Annotated in this window: 21 protein-coding genes; 9 read left to right on the forward strand and 12 right to left on the reverse strand. The window is 31.9% G+C overall.

What is annotated here, in order from left to right; all coding sequences use genetic code 11:
• Nucleotides 1-34 precede the first annotated feature (34 nt).
• Nucleotides 35-715, reverse strand: coding sequence for a hypothetical protein (locus LWE_RS06320; protein ID WP_011702060.1), 681 nt, complete (start codon nucleotides 713-715; stop codon nucleotides 35-37).
• Nucleotides 716-735: 20 nt separating this feature from the next.
• Nucleotides 736-1,428: a hypothetical protein gene (locus LWE_RS06325; RefSeq protein WP_011702061.1), complete on the reverse strand. Its 693-nt coding sequence runs from the start codon at nucleotides 1,426-1,428 to the stop codon at nucleotides 736-738.
• A 1,146-nt stretch (nucleotides 1,429-2,574) separates the two neighbouring features.
• Here LWE_RS06325 and LWE_RS06330 point away from each other — a divergent pair.
• Together LWE_RS06330 and LWE_RS06335 are read left to right on the forward strand one after the other, a co-directional pair.
• Nucleotides 2,575-2,961, forward strand: coding sequence for a hypothetical protein (locus LWE_RS06330; RefSeq protein WP_011702064.1), 387 nt, complete (start codon nucleotides 2,575-2,577; stop codon nucleotides 2,959-2,961).
• On the forward strand, nucleotides 2,958-3,245 hold the full coding sequence (locus LWE_RS06335) for a hypothetical protein (RefSeq protein ID WP_011702065.1): 288 nt from the start codon (nucleotides 2,958-2,960) through the stop codon (nucleotides 3,243-3,245). Before LWE_RS06330 ends, LWE_RS06335 begins: the two co-directional genes overlap by 4 nt.
• A gap of 574 nt (nucleotides 3,246-3,819) precedes the next feature.
• Here the strand turns inward: LWE_RS06335 and LWE_RS06345 are convergent.
• Entirely contained in the window at nucleotides 3,820-4,008 is a 189-nt protein-coding gene (locus LWE_RS06345; RefSeq protein WP_011702067.1) for a hypothetical protein, read from the reverse strand.
• Between the two features lie 387 nt (nucleotides 4,009-4,395).
• Between LWE_RS06345 and LWE_RS06350 the strand changes: the two genes are divergently transcribed.
• Nucleotides 4,396-5,292, forward strand: a complete 897-nt coding sequence (locus LWE_RS06350; protein WP_011702068.1) for a helix-turn-helix domain-containing protein — start codon at nucleotides 4,396-4,398, stop codon at nucleotides 5,290-5,292.
• A 232-nt stretch (nucleotides 5,293-5,524) separates the two neighbouring features.
• Here LWE_RS06350 and LWE_RS06355 read toward each other — a convergent pair whose 3' ends face one another.
• Together LWE_RS06355 and LWE_RS06360 are read right to left on the reverse strand one after the other, a co-directional pair.
• The gene (locus tag LWE_RS06355) at nucleotides 5,525-6,118 is read right to left on the reverse strand and encodes a YdeI/OmpD-associated family protein (protein ID WP_011702069.1); all 594 of its coding nucleotides are present in this window, start codon (nucleotides 6,116-6,118) and stop codon (nucleotides 5,525-5,527) included.
• A gap of 142 nt (nucleotides 6,119-6,260) precedes the next feature.
• Entirely contained in the window at nucleotides 6,261-6,668 is a 408-nt protein-coding gene (locus LWE_RS06360) for a VOC family protein (RefSeq protein WP_011702070.1), read from the reverse strand.
• Between the two features lie 165 nt (nucleotides 6,669-6,833).
• Here LWE_RS06360 and LWE_RS06365 point away from each other — a divergent pair, with 165 nt between their 5' ends.
• Entirely contained in the window at nucleotides 6,834-7,433 is a 600-nt protein-coding gene (locus LWE_RS06365; RefSeq protein ID WP_011702071.1) for a histidine phosphatase family protein, read from the forward strand.
• A gap of 30 nt (nucleotides 7,434-7,463) precedes the next feature.
• Here the strand turns inward: LWE_RS06365 and LWE_RS06370 are convergent, their stop codons facing one another.
• The gene (locus LWE_RS06370) at nucleotides 7,464-7,724 is read right to left on the reverse strand and encodes a hypothetical protein (protein WP_011702072.1); all 261 of its coding nucleotides are present in this window, start codon (nucleotides 7,722-7,724) and stop codon (nucleotides 7,464-7,466) included.
• A 122-nt stretch (nucleotides 7,725-7,846) separates the two neighbouring features.
• Here LWE_RS06370 and LWE_RS06375 point away from each other — a divergent pair, with 122 nt between their 5' ends.
• The 3 genes from LWE_RS06375 to LWE_RS06385 all read left to right on the forward strand — a co-directional run bounded on the left by LWE_RS06375 (nucleotide 7,847) and on the right by LWE_RS06385 (nucleotide 10,189).
• Nucleotides 7,847-9,259 (forward strand): DEAD/DEAH box helicase, encoded by a 1,413-nt coding sequence (locus LWE_RS06375; protein WP_011702073.1) that lies wholly within the window; start codon nucleotides 7,847-7,849, stop codon nucleotides 9,257-9,259.
• A 23-nt stretch (nucleotides 9,260-9,282) separates the two neighbouring features.
• Nucleotides 9,283-9,546, forward strand: coding sequence for a DUF3116 family protein (locus LWE_RS06380; protein ID WP_011702074.1), 264 nt, complete (start codon nucleotides 9,283-9,285; stop codon nucleotides 9,544-9,546).
• Nucleotides 9,547-9,712: 166 nt separating this feature from the next.
• Nucleotides 9,713-10,189 carry an NUDIX hydrolase gene (locus LWE_RS06385; protein ID WP_011702075.1) on the forward strand — a complete coding sequence of 159 codons (477 nt, stop codon included), beginning with the start codon at nucleotides 9,713-9,715 and terminating at the stop codon, nucleotides 10,187-10,189.
• Nucleotides 10,190-10,230: 41 nt separating this feature from the next.
• On the opposite strand, the gene LWE_RS06390 is transcribed toward LWE_RS06385, so the two are convergent.
• Both LWE_RS06390 and LWE_RS06395 read right to left on the reverse strand, forming a co-directional pair.
• The gene (locus tag LWE_RS06390) at nucleotides 10,231-10,476 is read right to left on the reverse strand and encodes a hypothetical protein (protein WP_011702076.1); all 246 of its coding nucleotides are present in this window, start codon (nucleotides 10,474-10,476) and stop codon (nucleotides 10,231-10,233) included.
• Nucleotides 10,473-11,678, reverse strand: a complete 1,206-nt coding sequence (locus LWE_RS06395) for an MFS transporter (RefSeq protein WP_011702077.1) — start codon at nucleotides 11,676-11,678, stop codon at nucleotides 10,473-10,475. Before LWE_RS06395 ends, LWE_RS06390 begins: the two co-directional genes overlap by 4 nt.
• 202 nt (nucleotides 11,679-11,880) lie before the next feature.
• Between LWE_RS06395 and LWE_RS06400 the strand changes: the two genes are divergently transcribed.
• The gene (locus LWE_RS06400; RefSeq protein ID WP_011702078.1) at nucleotides 11,881-12,540 is read left to right on the forward strand and encodes a Crp/Fnr family transcriptional regulator; all 660 of its coding nucleotides are present in this window, start codon (nucleotides 11,881-11,883) and stop codon (nucleotides 12,538-12,540) included.
• A 39-nt stretch (nucleotides 12,541-12,579) separates the two neighbouring features.
• Here the strand turns inward: LWE_RS06400 and LWE_RS06405 are convergent, their stop codons facing one another.
• From LWE_RS06405 to LWE_RS14680, 3 genes are all read right to left on the reverse strand, one after another.
• Nucleotides 12,580-12,774, reverse strand: coding sequence for a hypothetical protein (locus tag LWE_RS06405; RefSeq protein WP_011702079.1), 195 nt, complete (start codon nucleotides 12,772-12,774; stop codon nucleotides 12,580-12,582).
• Nucleotides 12,775-12,839: 65 nt separating this feature from the next.
• Nucleotides 12,840-13,685, reverse strand: coding sequence for a YitT family protein (locus LWE_RS06410; RefSeq protein WP_011702080.1), 846 nt, complete (start codon nucleotides 13,683-13,685; stop codon nucleotides 12,840-12,842).
• Nucleotides 13,686-14,013: 328 nt separating this feature from the next.
• Nucleotides 14,014-14,151, reverse strand: coding sequence for a hypothetical protein (locus tag LWE_RS14680; protein ID WP_003761913.1), 138 nt, complete (start codon nucleotides 14,149-14,151; stop codon nucleotides 14,014-14,016).
• Between the two features lie 149 nt (nucleotides 14,152-14,300).
• Between LWE_RS14680 and treR the strand changes: the two genes are divergently transcribed.
• Nucleotides 14,301-15,014, forward strand: coding sequence for a trehalose operon repressor (gene treR, locus LWE_RS06420; RefSeq protein ID WP_011702081.1), 714 nt, complete (start codon nucleotides 14,301-14,303; stop codon nucleotides 15,012-15,014).
• A 31-nt stretch (nucleotides 15,015-15,045) separates the two neighbouring features.
• Here treR and treC read toward each other — a convergent pair whose 3' ends face one another.
• Complete coding sequence (gene treC / locus LWE_RS06425; RefSeq protein WP_011702082.1) at nucleotides 15,046-16,692, reverse strand: alpha,alpha-phosphotrehalase; 1,647 nt, start codon at nucleotides 16,690-16,692, stop codon at nucleotides 15,046-15,048.
• Nucleotides 16,693-16,710 lie beyond the last annotated feature (18 nt).

Raw genomic sequence — 16,710 nt, forward strand, 5'->3', positions numbered from 1 at the left:
TTTTTAGGTAAAAAGAAAAGCCCGGAGGCTCTTTTTATTTAAATTCAATATTGACAGTCATCGATTTAGTAATTTCGTCATACGTTTCACTGTTATAGACTGGTGATGTTTTTATAGTTACTTTATTTATTTTATCCACGTTGTCTTTTTTTAATATACAAATAACATATTCATCTTCAACTATGACATCTGGTTGCACAGTGAAGACACCATTTATACCAATGTTGTCAGTCATAACATCAATTTGTTGTTTTTGGTCTGTAATGATATAATCAATTCCATTAAAATTTAGCGCATTTTTTCCAGTATTTTCTAAATCATATTTAACTTGTATTGTGTAGTAAGGATCTGTGACAGGGACTTTACCGCCGCTAAATTCCTCTTTTTCTGCGTCACTGACATTCTCTCGTTTAAAGATTTTCACATCCTTAATTAACATATTTAAGTCGCCTAAATCTACTTTTATTTTTGGAGTTGCAATCTTTTCAAGAGTCACTTTAGTATCGTAATCTTTATCTTTAGTCCATTCCCCCACTTTCAATAAAAGACCATCTTCTACATATTCATCTGATGTATTATTATCTTTTTTATTTTTTACTTCGGCACTGCCATCAGAATGATTTTCTTTTCTTGTATTATCTGTTACGCCACATCCTGTTAAAAAAATACTAAAAGCTAACATAAATCCCGCTAATAAAGCTATCCCTTTTTTCATATTCATTCTCCCTTTATATTTTATTTTCCTGTGAGCTTCATATTAGTTTTATCAAAAGCACTACTTCCAGCCATCTTTGTATCGTCTTCATATCTTAGCTCAACCATGGGCCTATGATTGCTATCTCCCCCAAAAAGAGTACCAAGAGCGCGTTGTTGTATTTCACTCCCTAAATAATCGGAATTTTTTTGTTTGATTGTTTCATCTTGATATTTTAAGTCTTGAGTTACATATGCAATTAACATATCATATTCATTTTCGAATGGAACCACTTTTATAAGTATTCCGTTTGATTCAGAAATTAATCGATTAATGGATTCATTAAAAGACTCTATACCTTCTTGGGTGATTGTATATGACGTAGAAGCCTCTTCTCGATCCATCTCTTCTACTTCATCTGTTTGGCTATCTTCTATAGGATCCTTTTTTGTGTCGTCTATTGTTACATTTTCCTCTGGGTTCTCCACAATATAATTATAAAGTTGAACTGTTCTTATTAAAGAAAAAGTAAGAAGCAAGACTATTGTCGCTATAATGATTAACGTATATTTTCGGCGATTTATATTTTTAATGACTTTTATTATAGCAAATATGAAAGTCGCTAGAGTAGCGAAAAATAAAAGAACCCATATAGCGTTAAACAAACTTAATACAATTAATAATAAAATAATCCAAAACCACCATTTTTTTAGTAGGTAACTATACTTTCTCATCCCGCTTTCTCCCTTTTATATGTACCAACCCGCGGCCGCGAACTGCTTACATAGTTATATTTTATTCAAAACTAACGCGATGTCGTCTAGCTTTTCATTTCGATTTAATCTACTATCAATAATTATGAAAATCTTTTTTTAAACAAATAAACAAAATTGTGTTCTAATCTTACTATGATATGTTTTTTAAAAAGTTCATCTATGGTTTTCCTATGTTTTAAATCTTTATTTTATTACAACGTTGCATTTATATTATACCTAATTGTTATAATATAAATTACATTTTCACAGAATGTTAACAATTTAATTGAGAATTAGTAATTAATTTATAAATCTTAATACTAATAAGTTAAATTATTATATTTTTAATTGTTGTCACTCATATTATTCTAAAAAATGACTTTTTAAACTTTTTCCATATCATTCATGTCAAATGTAGCAACAATCTTTAAATATTTGTTTTTAATGAATCCAATAATGCCTTTCATTTTACGGAAGTACATTTTTACATTTATAACAAACTATGCTGGATAAAACTAAAATATTTGTATAATATTTGTTTCATTTCGTTGATTTTTGTGGTGAAAATCGTGGCATTTTAATTTTAAGCATTGTTGAAGGACTTCCATATAAAGAAACAAGAATCCCTGCTAAAGGTCTTTTTGTCCTGTCCTCTCATTTTTTGTCTTTAACAAGAGTTCATAAAATTGTCACACTATAAAACAAGCAAATACGTTATATTAAGTTTAGACAAAGTAACAGATTTCTCTTATCTAATTGAGTAGGGGATTACTTTTCTCTCATCCATAACACTATTTATTCTTTTACCATCAACTCCCATAAGTTGATGGTGTTTTTTTGTGTATGATTCAATAAAAAGTTCATAAAATCAACATAGTTTCATTTCTAAAATATGCTATATTAAAATTGCATGATAAATAACACAAGAGATGAATTACATTCTAGGACAAATCAGAAAGATTCTAGTTGACTTACGTGACCGCGCAAAGACATATTGCACAAGGGCGCCTGATATTAGCAAATGTTACAACGCTGGTCCCAATTATAGGAACAACTCTGGAGTGAAATTGTATAATTTAGGAGGCATTTTAATATATAAAGAAGTGAAATGGATGGAGAGATGAGATGAAAAAGGGCAGGATTATTTTAATTTCTGTTGTAGCAGTTATAATTGTGATTGTCTTGATTATTGGAGGGAAGATGTATTTGGATAATAAAGAAAGTAACGAAGTAAAAAAAGAAGTAGCGTTATATATAGTACAAAATTATGAAGGTGTTAAAAAAATACAGTTTGGTGAACTATCTAAAAACAAGATGACTGGAAGTTGGACACTTTCAGCTAAGCTTAATAAGAACAATATCATAATCTTTACATTTCAAGATACTAGTAATATAAAAAACAATATGATAAGTATCTATTATGATCCTGATTCATTTAAGTTAAGTAATAAAGTAAATGAGCATAAGGGCATAGACAATATTGATATTCAATTCGAAGGTGGCTTCAAATGATTGCGGAACAGGATAATAGAATTTTATCTGACATGGCCTACAATGTAGATAGAAAAAAAGTTGATGTTCCTTTAAAGAAAGGTAATATTATAAAAAATAAGAATCTATCTCAAAATTATAAAGTTATAAAAGTAGAGGATAATTCAAAAAACGGTATGCAAGCCATGGCAGTAGCTCCAATAGATAAGCATGGAAAAGTAGACTCTACCGAAGTGGTCATTGCCTATCCAGGGACAAACTTTTCGGACACAATTGTAAAAATAGTGAACGTCATTACAGAGTAGATTTTTCAAATAAAGAGAAACAACATTTTAAATTACTCCGCGTGGCTTCTTCTTATTGTAAATATATAATGTCAGGTAAAGTTGATAAGACAGTTAAAGGCAATTATCATTCAAGCAAAATCAACAACGGTCATAAAACATTTTCAACATGGAACTGTGGTTTTTGACTAGTTTTGATAACAAGCTAGTTTGGGCACTCAACCGGGAACATCTTCATTATCTGATGGATTATTTAAGCGCAGATTTAAGAGAAAAACCTTTCTCCGCATATACTATCATGAAAACAGCAAAAAATAGAAAAGGTATTGTAAAAGTTATAATAGTAAATTCTATGAAACTAAATATAGTGATGAAATAAAGAATTTAAAATAGAAATGGGGAATTTACTTAGTACATAAATTTCAGGTAATGATTATGAAATGGAATTTACAGGAATGAATGGCTTAGTTCAGTACTTGAAGAAAGAATAAATTGATTGGGTTCTAAAAAATGATGTAACAGTTCTCATGAGAAAATAAACGCCAAATATTTGATTGGCGTTTTTTGTAGTTTAATAATTTTTGATTTATAAATATTAATTTGTAGAAATATCTTTTGAATAAGTTGGATTTTGTGAAATTTTTAAATCTAGTTGATGAATTAGCCAATCAATCATATAGTTTTCGATATTAATATTTAACTGACGGTATAATTTTAATGTATTTAATCGTTCAAAATTGTCATCATCATTTTTATGCCAATATTCTTCAATGCTTAAATGCATAATATCCACCTCAATTCTGTTTAATTGAAGAAAAAGCTAACTACGGTTATATAATATGTCGAAATGGTGAAGAATGATAAAAAATATCACTATTTTATCTATGGTCATAGTTGTAATTACTACTAGATGTCAGATAATATTAAAATGGATAAGATAATATTGGTAGAGAATAAGCAATTATAGTCCTTAAGATAGCTGCTAATATGTTAAACACATACTATAAAAGCTTAATGTTATCTTATCCTCCTACTCGAACAGATACGCCAAGTAGACCACTAAATAGTGAGATCATTGATATCATTTTTTCACCTCCCGACAATAAAATAGTAGCATAGATAAAAAGCTATTTTTAATTTTGCTTACAAAAATAGACAAAGGGGCTAAATAATGATGCGGGAAAATAAAATTTTAGGTCACACACTGAAAGAAATTCGTATAAATTGCAATTTAAAAGAACGGGATGTATATGAGACAATTATGTCAAGAGCGCATTTATATCAGATAGAAAAAAATCAACAAATGCCATCTTGGGGAATAGTTACATCAATATTACAAAAATTCACCATGAGTTTAGCTGAGTTTGAATATATTCACAATAATTATCAATTAGATTCAATTCAACAAGTAATACAAGATTTCAAAGCAATCAAAACCTCCACTAATTCTCACGCTATCAATGCTTTAATAGAAAAAATAAATTCACTCATAAAAAATGAAAAAAATGATTTTCTTATGGATGTCTCTTATGTGTTAAAAGCCTTAAATACTTTTCAACAAGAACAAAATTTTAAAAGATCTAGAGAAATTGTAAAACCAGTTTGGAATAGGTTAGAGAAAAAAGACGCATGGTTTTATAATGATTTACTACTTATAACCAATATATTATATGCCTTTGATGACTTAACTATTCAACATATATTTGAACGATTAGTTGTATATATTAATAAGTATAAGAACTTTAACACTTCAAAAGAGCTATATATCAATATTCATTATAATTATGCAATATGTCTTAGAAATACTACAACAGAGATAGATAAAATGGAAATAAATTTAAAGAAATCTAAAGAAGCTGCAAATCAAATAAATGATGTAATTACTGTACTAAGTTGTAGGTATTATTTGGCTGAAATATTATGGCATAAAGGTAATAAAGAAAAGGCGATGGAAGAAGTAAAACAAGTTTTTACTGTACTGAAAATTTTAGAGGAAAGTGAATTGCTTATAGATAAGCAAAATGATTGGATAGAAGTTAGCGGGATGAGTTTGGAAAATATATTTTAAATAAAGAACCGTATTACTTGACATAAATGAGGTATATTGCAAACAATTTAGGATTTTCTTGGAAGAACAAATAAATGCTGAATGATAAAATTATTTTAAGATAATATAAACTAACTAATCAAAAAATCGGATGAAAATTTCTTTTTGAAGAGAAATTTTGGTAAACATATTTAATTGATAGGATCAAGTAGAAAAGAGGCACAATCTTTGAATGGATTGTGCCTCTTTACTATTAATCGTTTAAACCAAGTCCATCTAAAATGGTTGCTTCGTATTTTTCAATTCGAGAAACACGAGTTTTTGATTGTTTTGGTGCTGCAAAATAAAGTAAATAAGCTTTTTGACGACCAGGAGTTAGTGCTTCAAAAGCCGTTTTTAGAGCAGGTAATTCTTCAAATTTTAGAAGTAATTCTTCTGGAATGGGTGTTTCTTCTCTAGGTTTAAGCTCCACTTCTAAACCAGCTTTTTCTACCTCCATAGCATTTTGAATATACGTTTTTAGAATTTCTTTTTGATCAAGGATTTCTTGTAAATTGGTGAATCGAATTTGTCTTGCAGCTTGCACATTTTCCGTTTGTTGGACTAAAATATTATCCGGATCACGGAGTAGTGCACCTTTCATAAAGAGTAGGGCGCAATAGTTTTTAAAACCATGAATTAAGAAAACATTCTTGCCATCTAGTGCATAGCAAGGTTTTCCCCATTTGAATTCTTCTTCTAGTTCAAAGGTGATTGCGATTTCTCTTAATGCTTTGAATTCAGTTTGCCAGGTGGATGGTTTACTCAGAAACGCATCTACTTTAGGATTTAATTCGGTTTTTGCCATAAAGAATTCCTCTTTTCTACACTCTTTTTCATTTTAAAATAATTCTTTTCTACGTGTTATTTTAACTTAATATGAAAGGCCTTGCAAATTTGATTTTCATACTAAAAGAAAGAACCTGAGTTTTAACCCAGATTCTCATATTTTAGGATAAATTGAGCTGCCAGCCGATGCCGAATTTATCAGTCACTTGACCATATTTTTCCGACCAAAAGGTTTTTTCAAGAGGCATTACAATATTTCCGCCTTCTGCCAATTGTTGAAATTGCTTGGTTAGTTTTATTTCATCTGAAGTGTCAATGACAAGCGTAATATTATCTCCAAATGTAAGTGGCATCGATTTTGGTACATCTGAAAACATGACCTTAACGCCATCAATTACTAAACTAGCATTCATCACTAAATTTTTAAGCGAATCTTCTATAGGTTCTTCATCTGTCTCGATTTCCCCATATGTCATCAAATCTGTACACTTTGTTCCAAAAATTTCCTCATAAAACGCGATAGCATCTCTGGATTGTGTTCTAAAATTCAAGTAAACATTTAACGTCATTTGAATTCCTCCTCGATTTTATATTCGCTAAAGATTTAATCATTTTGGTGTTCTTATTATAGCAGATTGTGTAAAAAAGAGGAAAAATTAAGCTAATAATGACTTGACTTGGAGTAACACCAAGGTGATAAACTAAGATTAAGTTATAAATACGGAGGAAATAACATGAAAAAAACATTGTATTTAATGCGCCACGGTCAAACGTTATTCAATCAACGGAAAAAAATTCAAGGCTTTTGTGATGCACCACTTACAGAACTAGGAGTGAAACAAGCAAAAATAGCAGGAAGTTATTTTAAAGAGCATAAGATTTCTTTTGATCAAGCATATAGTTCCACCTCAGAGCGAGCAAGTGACACTTTAGAGCTTATAACAGATAAGAATTATACTCGATTAAAAGGTCTGAAAGAATGGAATTTCGGTACTTTTGAAGGGGAGAGCGAAGATTTAAATCCGCCACTTCCTTATGGTGATTTCTTTGCAGCATATGGAGGAGAAAGAGAAATCGATTTTAGAAACCGTTTAATTGAAACGATGGAAAATATGATGAACCAAGATAACCATGAAGTTGTCCTAGCGGTGTCACATGGAGCAGCGTGTGCTCAGTTTGCTCGCTACTGGGAAAAAACAAGTGAAATTGGCAAAATAACAGGATTAAAAAACTGCTGTATCTTGAAGTTCGAATACGAAAATGGGGAATTCACTTTAGTCAATTTTATTAATCATGATTTCGAAAGCGGCATTCACATAGAAAATACCAAATAAAAAGCACCCATCAATGAGTGCTTTTTTTCTTTATTGAAATAAGTTTTTTATTTTATCCAAAATTCCACCAGTTAATTCATTCGCTGTATCTTGCAAGTTTTCTGTCAAACCGCTTGCTTTGTCTTGCAAATTTTCTGTTAAGTTGGTAGCTTCATTTTGTAGATTTTCTGTAACATTACTTGCTTGTTCACCAAGCTCGGATGCTTTGTTCGTTGCCTCATCTGTCAATGTTCCTAGGTTTTCCAGGGGCAGGGACTCGGTCACTTTATTCTTCAAATCATCTAAATTCATCGTTTCCTCCTTATTTTGGGGGCTTACTCATCATTTTAAAGGAAGTGATAGTTAAGTACAAACAATTCGTTCCGTTATTTGTGAAAAAATATGGTATGATATTAGAAAGAAACGAGGTAAACATGAATAATTTAAATTTAAGTGATGAAATAAAAAAAGCGATTACTGAACTGGGATATAATGAAGCTACACCTGTTCAAAAAGCGGTGATTCCCATTGCGTTAACAGGAGAAGATATTGTTGCGAAATCACAAACAGGTAGTGGAAAAACAGCTGCGTTTGCTATTCCTATCGCTGAACAAGTTGTGTGGGAAGAAAACAAACCACAAGCATTAATTATTGTTCCAACCAGAGAGCTTGCGATGCAGGTCAAAACGGAATGTACCAATATTGGTAGATTTAAACGAATTAAAGCAGCGGCAATTTATGGCCAATCACCATTTGCCAAACAAAAATTAGAATTAAGTCAAAAAAATCATATTGTTGTAGGAACACCAGGACGTCTACTTGATCACATCGAAAAAGGAACACTAAATGTGGATAAAGTAGCTCATTTAGTTTTAGATGAAGTAGATGAAATGTTAAGTATGGGCTTTATTGACCAAGTAGAAGATATACTAAGTCGTTTACCGAAAAAACGTCAAAATCTATTTTTCTCTGCAACTATGCCAGAAGAAATGCAAGACTTGATTAAACGATATCAAGATAATCCTATGGTTATTGAAATGGCCTCTGAAAAAACAAACCCTATTTTCCATGTTGAAATGCAAACAGATACTAAAGAAAAAACCTTGAAAGATGTATTAATTACAGAAAATCCAGATAGTGCAATTATTTTTTGTAATACTAAAAATCAAGTAGATGAACTAAGTGAAATGCTTGATTTAAGAACAAGTAAAATTCATGGTGGTTTGAGACAAGAGGATCGTTTTCAAGCTATGGATGAATTCAAAAGTGGTAAATCTCGCTTTTTAATTGCGACAGATGTAGCTGGACGAGGGATTGATGTTGAAAATGTATCGTTAGTTATAAACTATGATTTGCCAATTGAAAAAGAAAACTATGTGCACCGAATCGGTCGTACTGGTCGTGCCGGAAATAGTGGTAAGGCAATCAGTTTTGTTAAAACACAGGAAAATCCATTGTTGCGTGACATTGAGGAAATGCTAAATATTTCCATTGAGAAAAAACGGAAACCAACTATTATCGAAGTAAGGGCAAGTGAAGAAGCTTTTCATAAAAAGCAACAAAAACGTCCAACAATTAAGAAAGCTCGTGGTGAAAAATTAAATAAAAATATTATGAAACTATATTTCAATGGCGGGAAGAAGAAGAAAATCCGTGCGGTAGATTTTGTCGGAACTATTTCCAAATTAGACGGAATTACAGCGGAAGATATTGGTATTATTGCTATTGAAGATCATGTTTCTTTTGTAGAAATCCTGAATGGAAAAGGACCAGCTGTACTCGAAATGATGCGTTCTCGTAAAGTAAAAGGTAGACGTCTTAAAGTAAATGAAGCCAGAAAACGATAATTAAAGAAAAGAAGGTCTCAATTATGGAAAGACCCGATAATAAACTTATTCTTATGGTTTTAAATGTTGTGAAAAATCCAGTTTACAACATAGAATCACTAACCATCAATTTTTTGGAAAATGAAATTACTGGTAATTCTTCAAGAAATGAGCTGCTTTATTGCACTTATTGGCTGGAGTTTCACGGCTTTATTAAGCGTGATAAAAATAATGATGAGAAAAAGTATTATAGCATTACTGAACAAGGTGATTTTTTACTCCAAAAAATTAACAATGAACTTTCTTAGTTTGTTCATACTTTTTTCACATTTATTCGGTATATTAAAAGTAACCTTTTTTCAATGAAATATCTCACCTGACAGCATCCGTCTCCCAACCAAACGCGGATGCTGTTATTTTTTGTGTCTAAAATTATGCTATACTAAATAAAAAATGTTAAGGAATGGTAATTTTATGTATCCATACACGCTTTGTTTTATACAAAGAACCGATGAAATATTATTATTAAACAGACAGAAATCACCATGGATGGGTAGCTGGAATGGTGTTGGCGGAAAGATTGAATCTGGTGAATCACTAATGGGCTCTATTAAACGCGAAATTTTTGAAGAGACAGGGATATCTGAATCAGACTATGAAATTCGGGATATTGGTGAAATGAAATGGTTTGTGAACGATGAAAACTTAGGTGGAATGCATTTGTTTTTTGCTAAACTACCTGATAATTATTTCTATCCGACTCCTCGTCGCACAGATGAAGGGATTTTGGATTTTAAAAAAAGAGCGTGGATTCTCAATCAAGAAAATACAGGGGTAGTAAACAATCTTCCTTATGTACTTAAGCATATTTCTGAGACTTCAGCTAGAATAGAATTTATCACAAAATATCATCAGAACACACTGCTACAAATAAGTCATCAATTTCTATAAAAAAAAGAAGCATTGCGTTTATTTGCAATGCTTCCAGTTAATCAAGATGTCGTAAAGTAATTTGCTTCCCAGCGACTAATTAAATTTTGAGCGTCAAGCGTGGACAACTTTTTATGTCCGATAATTTGTTTTTTAGCGATTTCTAAACTCTCAAAATGATCAATTAAGCGTTGTGTTGGATTATTAATGTAGACATCATGAAGCTTTAGTATATGGTTTTCCTCTTTATCAAGACTCTCTATACCAACTATATAGCCTGCAGCTGTAATTAATAATATTTTATTCATATTTCTTCACTCCCTTTTAAGGCTTCTTGTGCGTTATGAGGTTCTTTTTTTCTAGATAAAAACATATAAATAAATACACAGACAAAAGCGATAGCGCCAGCAATGATGTAGATTCCTTGGAATGAAAGAACATGATGAATTTCTCCCATAATATAAGGCCCAATACCCAAACCTAAATCAAGTCCAATGAAATAAGTAGATAAGCCAATACCAATACGGTGGGGTTCGCAAACTTTTAGACATACTGCTTGACCATTTGACATAAATGTTCCATAACCTAAGCCAATCAACCCGCCTGAAATAAGCAAAACAAGGCTGGAAGTTGCGGTACTTAAAACAACTAATCCAACTGCTAAAAAGAGATAGCTAGGATACATCACATATTTTTCACCTTTTGCATCAAATAATTTCCCAGACATAGGGCGAGTAAAAGTAATAACTAGCGCATAAACAACAAAGAAAAAAGTTCCCGCACTAACTAAGTTGATTTCTCTTGCATAAGAAGCAAGAAATGTAAGTACGCTTGAATAAGAAATCCCCATCAAAAAAGCAATAAAAGTAATTGGAATAACTTTATATTCGATAAAACTTTTAACAGTCCATGTTTGTAATGCTTTCCGATGTTCTGGTGTTAGAACAATATTTTTTACTGGTAAATAGAAACAAAGCAGTGCAGTTAACAAGACAATAACGGTGGAAAAAATGATAATCGTATAAAAACTTGTTTTGCTAAGTAAAATCATTCCAATAAAAGGCCCTATAGCAGCGGCAAGACTCGTGCTAAGTCCATAATAATTAATACCTTCTCCATTTCTAGAATTAGGAATATAAGCAGTTACAATTGCGTTTGTTGCCGTGGAGGTTGTTCCATATGCAAATCCATTCAAAAAGCGAATAACGAACATAATTGCAATCGTCGGCATGTAAAGATAAGCCATTGTTGTTAGTAAGAAAAATAAAATACCAAACCGTAATACTCTTTTACGACCAAATAGTTCGAGTTTTTTCCCCATGTATAATCTTGCAAGAAGTGTTCCGATAATATAAATCCCGGAAGCAAAACCCGCTTCGCCAAGGGATGCGTTCAATTCTTCTTGTGCAATAACCGCAATGATTACCATCAGCAAATAATAAACGAGATAAACGACAAAGTTAATCAATGTAATTAAAACAAAACCCTTATTAAATAATTTTTCTTTCATGAATAAAATCCCTTCCTACGTGTTTATTGTTATTTATCTCAGCGACAAGGAGTATTATAGGGGATTTTTAAGAAGGTTACTTTTTAATTTGGTAATTATTTCTGATATATACAAATTTGTATAACATATGTTGAAAAAATAGGGAATAGTATTTTGTATGATTAATATGCTGTAACTGGAATGACTAAAGGAGGTTAAGAACATGAAACAAAATATTCTTAATAATTATGTAAGCACAAATGATTTTCCAGTTATTACAAGGGGAAAACGCAAATATTTAACTTACGAGGGTTTGGAAGATTCTTATGTATACATACTTAAAAAAGGAATAATTAAAACGAGTATTATATCAAGAGATGGTAGAGAGTTTAACTTAAACTACATTAATAAAATGGATATCATCTCTCTGTTAAAAGATGAGTATTCTCAGTTCGCGAATGCGCCATTTAATATTCGAGTAGAATCTGACAAAGCAGAACTTTATCAAGTGGACCGGGTGAGATTTTGGAAAGATGTCAATAGGGATGTCGATTTGCAGATCTATGTGAAAGATTATTATCGAACTAGACTTCTCCAATCAATTAAAAAAATGCAACAAATGTTGATGAATGGTAAACTAGGAGCTATTTGTACGCAACTGTACGAACTCTATACACTTTTTGGGGTGGAAATCGAAAATGATCAGTTTTTGATTGATTTCCTCGTAAGTAATGAAGAAATTGGTCATTTTTGTGGCATTAATTCAGCAAGTAGTGTGAACCGGATTTTTCAACAATTAAAAAAAGAAGGCGTCATCACCATGCAAAATCGTTATATTATCATTAAAAAATTAGATGTTATTCAAGAAAATGTGATTTTTTAAAACTAAAAAAGCACTGCAAAATCAAATTGCAGTGCCTTTTTATTCTCTTTTTTTAAATGAATACCGAACTCTAAGTGTGATGAGCCCAATGATGATCAATAAGCTACCAACCATCAAATTCTCTAAGTCGCTAAAATCCCAAAAAATAGAAATTCCGATATTAGATAGTCCTAAAAAAACAAAAACCAAGCCAACAACGAGCAAAACCATATATGCCGGTTTAGAAATTTTCATAAGGACGCCTCACTTACTTTAAATATATTTCCCCATCATTGTAACACAAGTGTAGAAAAACCACATTACTCACTTGTAATTTGTTTAGTAAATCCTTCGCCAATAACACTTTGGACATCATTTATAATAAAGAATGCTTTTTCATCATATTTATTTACGATTTTTGTGAGCGGTAAAAGTTGATCCCGACTAATCACAATATAAAGGATTTTTTTATCTTGACGCATATAAAATCCTTGCCCGTTAAAAAGTGTAATTCCTCGTTCCAAATGCTCATCAATTTCTGTCGCAATTTCTTCATAGTAATCAGAAATAATCGTAACAGATTTTTTAGGATTGTAACCTTCCAGAATGAAATCAAGAACTTTAGTAGAAATATAAAGCGAAACTACTGTAAATAACATATTCTCAAATCCAATGACAAAAACAGAGGGAATAACAACAATCAAATCAAAAAACAAGAGCGCATAACTCGTATTCCAACCAAGGTATTTATTAGCAATTTTCGCTAAAATAGCACTTCCCGCAGTGGTTCCTCCACCATTCATAATTAATCCCATCCCAATTCCCATCATTAGCCCAGCAAAAATGGCTGCCACAATGGTTTGATTCGCAACAAAAGCGAACGGTTCAGAAAAATGTAGGAATAGGGAAGTAAAACTAATCGCAACAATCGTCCAAACAATAGTCATCCGGTCAAGAAATTTGTACCCAATAATAAGCAATATACCATTAAAAATAAGCGTTGTTATAGCCGGCGTCCAGCCAAGTAAGTAGTATAACATCATTGTTAATCCAGTAACGCCACCTTCTCCAAGATTATTGGGGATGGCAAATACGTTAACAGCAAGCGAAAAAATAAGGGCCCCCACAACAATTTTAGCAATATTCCAACCAGTTTTATTTTTCATATCCATTTCTCCTTTCCACACAAAAAAAGACCCAAGAACACCATAAAAAAGGCACTCTGGAGTCTTTTTATAAAAAAAGCATTAACTGACATTACTGTCATTAATTGTCTCACCATAAAAAATTGCTATTTATTTCAACACAATTTACAATATAACATAAAAAATAACCTGCTTCAAGCACTTTTAAGTAAAAAAATTAACCAAAGATGGCTAAAAATGGCATTAAATTAAGTAAAAATAAACCTACTAAAACACTAATAACAATTTTGATAACAAGTGGCTTTTCACTCTCTGTTTTTTTCATTTTGTTTCCCTCCTTCATTTGTGCTTACTTAGCCCAATGTACAAATTCATTTTTTAATGGCATATAAGTGGCTGTTTTTTTCTTATAAATCTGATAAGCAAATAAAAATCCAAGAAATGCTGGAACAATAATTGCGATAATAGTTAAAATAACTTTAGTCATAGAAAATACCTCCTCTTAAATCAAAACCCATGAACTGAACTTACTACTAATAGTGTAACAAATTTTACAAGATTTTGGTAATAAAGTGAGTTAATAATTTCGGTTACAATTACGTGTAAATGTGCTACAATAACGGTGGGTGAGTAAATTTGAATAAGAAAAATAAATTTTTTGACATATATTTAGAATTAGAGCAAGATATTACATCAGGCGTTTATCCAGCAGGCACACTACTTCCAAGTGAAAATGTCCTGGCCAAGCGTTTTTCGGTATCCCGTGAAACCATTAGAAAAGCACTTGTCTTGTTACTTGAGAATGGCTGTATTCAAAAACTCCAAGGAAAAGGTTCTATTGTCATTGATCGTGAACGTTATTCGTTTCCTGTTTCAGGTTTGACGAGTTTTAAAGAGTTGCAAAAATCGGAACATATGAATGCTACAACAAAAGTTATTAGAAATGAACAAACTATATTACCAAATCGGATTGCTGATTTCGCTGGTCTGCCACATGGTTCGAGCTGTTTAGCAATTCTTAGAGTGCGTTATTTAGAAGGCGAGGCTACAATTTTAGATTATGATTATTTACTCGACAAGACAGAGCCAATTGCAAATGAGGTTTTAGAGGACTCTCTATATCAATACTTAGAAAATGAAAAGAATTATGAAATTAGCTATGCTCAAAAAGAAATAACGGTTGAGCCGCTGAACGCAGAAGATAAAAAATACTTAGCACTACACGGAGATACACATGTTGTGGTTGTAAAAAGTACCGTATTCTTAAAAGATACAACACTTTTTCAATACACAGAATCGCGACATCGTCTTGATAAATTCCGCTTTATTGATTTTGCTAGAAGACGCTAAAAAGCCCGAGATACAAATCTCGAGCTTTTTTTTATTGTATTAACGTCAATGTTTCATAGGGAGCTAATTCGATTTCAGAACTAATTTCTGTACGCTCATGATTAGATAGTAACACTTTGGCATTAGAAAATTCACTTGGAATTTGTAATTTTTTTTCTGTAGCACCATAATAATGAATAGAAAGTAGGGAAGAGGATTCATTTGAACGTTTATAAGCGATAATGGAATCTTCTTCTGTAAAGTAAGGCGTATAATCACCAGTTTGGATAACCGGGTGCTCTTTACGTAAAGCAATTAATTTTTGATAAAAGTAGAAAATGCTTGTTTTGTCTGCTAATACATCTTGAACATTAATTTTATCTGCGTTATCAGCTACTTTTAGCCAAGGAGTACCAGTTGTAAATCCTGCATTTTCTGAATGATTCCATTGCATAGGTGTACGACTATTATCTCGCGAACGTTCTTTAATAATTTGCATCACTTCTTCTTCAGAAAGCCCTTGTTTTTGTAAAATGTCAAAATGATTAAGTGTTTCAACATCCACGTAATGATTAATTGTTGGGAATTTTGGATTCATCATACCAATTTCTTCCCCCATATAAACAAATGGTGTTCCTCGCATAAAATGAATGGTTGCTCCAAGTAGGGTAGCTGATTGATAATAATGTTCTGGTTGATCAGAAGCAAAACGTCCAAGTGCTCTTGGCTGATCATGATTATTCCAGAAAAGCGCATCCCAACCATTTTCTTTAGACATTGCAACTTGCCAAGTATGGAAAATAGATTTTAAATCCGCAAAATTCACATCTGCTAAACGCCATTTTTCCCCATCTGGATAATCTACTTTTAAATGATGGAAATGAAATACCATTGATAATTCTTTTTCATCAGGGTTACTATAGCGAATGCAGTTGTCAATATCTGTCGAGGACATTTCACCTACAGTAATAATTGGCTTATCCCCAAATGTTCGTTCATTTAGCTCTTTTAAATAAGCATGGATTCCTGGTCCATCAGTATAGAAACGACGCCCATCACCTTCAAAATCATCTTCTAAAAATTTGGGTTTCGCAATTACATTTAAAACATCTAAACGAAAACCTTCCACCCCTTTATCGATCCAAAAATTCACTACATCAAAGAGTGCAGCGCGGACATTTGGATTGGCCCAGTCTAGATCTGCTTGAGTGACATCATACAAATGCAGGTAATACTCTGATGAATTTGGTAATTTTTCCCAGGCACTGCCACCAAATTTAGACTCCCAATTGGTTGGGGGAGAACCATCTGCTTTTGCTTGGCGGAAATAATAAAAATCACGATAAAACGGATCTCCAGCAAGCGCTTTTTTAAACCAAGGATGTTCTGTAGAAGTATGATTTAATACTAAATCAATCATAATGCCAATATTTCTTTTTTTCGCCTCGGTAATAAGGGTAATAACATCTTCCATTGTTCCAAATAGTGGATCAACAGCTGTATAATCAGAAATATCATAACCATTATCATTTTGTGGAGAAGGATAAAATGGATTAATCCAAATCATCTCAATTCCTAGTTTGTGCAAATAATCAAGCTTGGCAGTGATACCAGGAATGTCCCCAGTACCATCGCCTGTTGTATCATAAAATGATTTTGGATACACTTGATAAATTGTTTTTTGAGCAAAAGTTGTCATAAAGAGAAGCCTCACTTT

This window comes from Listeria welshimeri serovar 6b str. SLCC5334 (assembly GCF_000060285.1).
GTDB classification, from domain to species: domain Bacteria; phylum Bacillota; class Bacilli; order Lactobacillales; family Listeriaceae; genus Listeria; species Listeria welshimeri.

What these genes read in the sequence shown, in the direction of transcription:
- LWE_RS06320 (WP_011702060.1), bottom strand. Translation starts at nt 715, where the DNA reads ATGAAAAAAGGGATAGCTTTATTAGCGGGATTTATGTTAGCTTTTAGT.
- LWE_RS06325 (WP_011702061.1), bottom strand. Translation starts at nt 1,428, where the DNA reads ATGAGAAAGTATAGTTACCTACTAAAAAAATGGTGGTTTTGGATTATT.
- LWE_RS06330 (WP_011702064.1), top strand. Translation starts at nt 2,575, where the DNA reads ATGAAAAAGGGCAGGATTATTTTAATTTCTGTTGTAGCAGTTATAATT.
- LWE_RS06335 (WP_011702065.1), top strand. Translation starts at nt 2,958, where the DNA reads ATGATTGCGGAACAGGATAATAGAATTTTATCTGACATGGCCTACAAT.
- LWE_RS06345 (WP_011702067.1), bottom strand. Translation starts at nt 4,008, where the DNA reads ATGCATTTAAGCATTGAAGAATATTGGCATAAAAATGATGATGACAAT.
- LWE_RS06350 (WP_011702068.1), top strand. Translation starts at nt 4,396, where the DNA reads ATGATGCGGGAAAATAAAATTTTAGGTCACACACTGAAAGAAATTCGT.
- LWE_RS06355 (WP_011702069.1), bottom strand. Translation starts at nt 6,118, where the DNA reads ATGGCAAAAACCGAATTAAATCCTAAAGTAGATGCGTTTCTGAGTAAA.
- LWE_RS06360 (WP_011702070.1), bottom strand. Translation starts at nt 6,668, where the DNA reads ATGACGTTAAATGTTTACTTGAATTTTAGAACACAATCCAGAGATGCT.
- LWE_RS06365 (WP_011702071.1), top strand. Translation starts at nt 6,834, where the DNA reads ATGAAAAAAACATTGTATTTAATGCGCCACGGTCAAACGTTATTCAAT.
- LWE_RS06370 (WP_011702072.1), bottom strand. Translation starts at nt 7,724, where the DNA reads ATGAATTTAGATGATTTGAAGAATAAAGTGACCGAGTCCCTGCCCCTG.
- LWE_RS06375 (WP_011702073.1), top strand. Translation starts at nt 7,847, where the DNA reads ATGAATAATTTAAATTTAAGTGATGAAATAAAAAAAGCGATTACTGAA.
- LWE_RS06380 (WP_011702074.1), top strand. Translation starts at nt 9,283, where the DNA reads ATGGAAAGACCCGATAATAAACTTATTCTTATGGTTTTAAATGTTGTG.
- LWE_RS06385 (WP_011702075.1), top strand. Translation starts at nt 9,713, where the DNA reads ATGTATCCATACACGCTTTGTTTTATACAAAGAACCGATGAAATATTA.
- LWE_RS06390 (WP_011702076.1), bottom strand. Translation starts at nt 10,476, where the DNA reads ATGAATAAAATATTATTAATTACAGCTGCAGGCTATATAGTTGGTATA.
- LWE_RS06395 (WP_011702077.1), bottom strand. Translation starts at nt 11,678, where the DNA reads ATGAAAGAAAAATTATTTAATAAGGGTTTTGTTTTAATTACATTGATT.
- LWE_RS06400 (WP_011702078.1), top strand. Translation starts at nt 11,881, where the DNA reads ATGAAACAAAATATTCTTAATAATTATGTAAGCACAAATGATTTTCCA.
- LWE_RS06405 (WP_011702079.1), bottom strand. Translation starts at nt 12,774, where the DNA reads ATGAAAATTTCTAAACCGGCATATATGGTTTTGCTCGTTGTTGGCTTG.
- LWE_RS06410 (WP_011702080.1), bottom strand. Translation starts at nt 13,685, where the DNA reads ATGAAAAATAAAACTGGTTGGAATATTGCTAAAATTGTTGTGGGGGCC.
- LWE_RS14680 (WP_003761913.1), bottom strand. Translation starts at nt 14,151, where the DNA reads ATGACTAAAGTTATTTTAACTATTATCGCAATTATTGTTCCAGCATTT.
- treC (WP_011702082.1), bottom strand. Translation starts at nt 16,692, where the DNA reads ATGACAACTTTTGCTCAAAAAACAATTTATCAAGTGTATCCAAAATCA.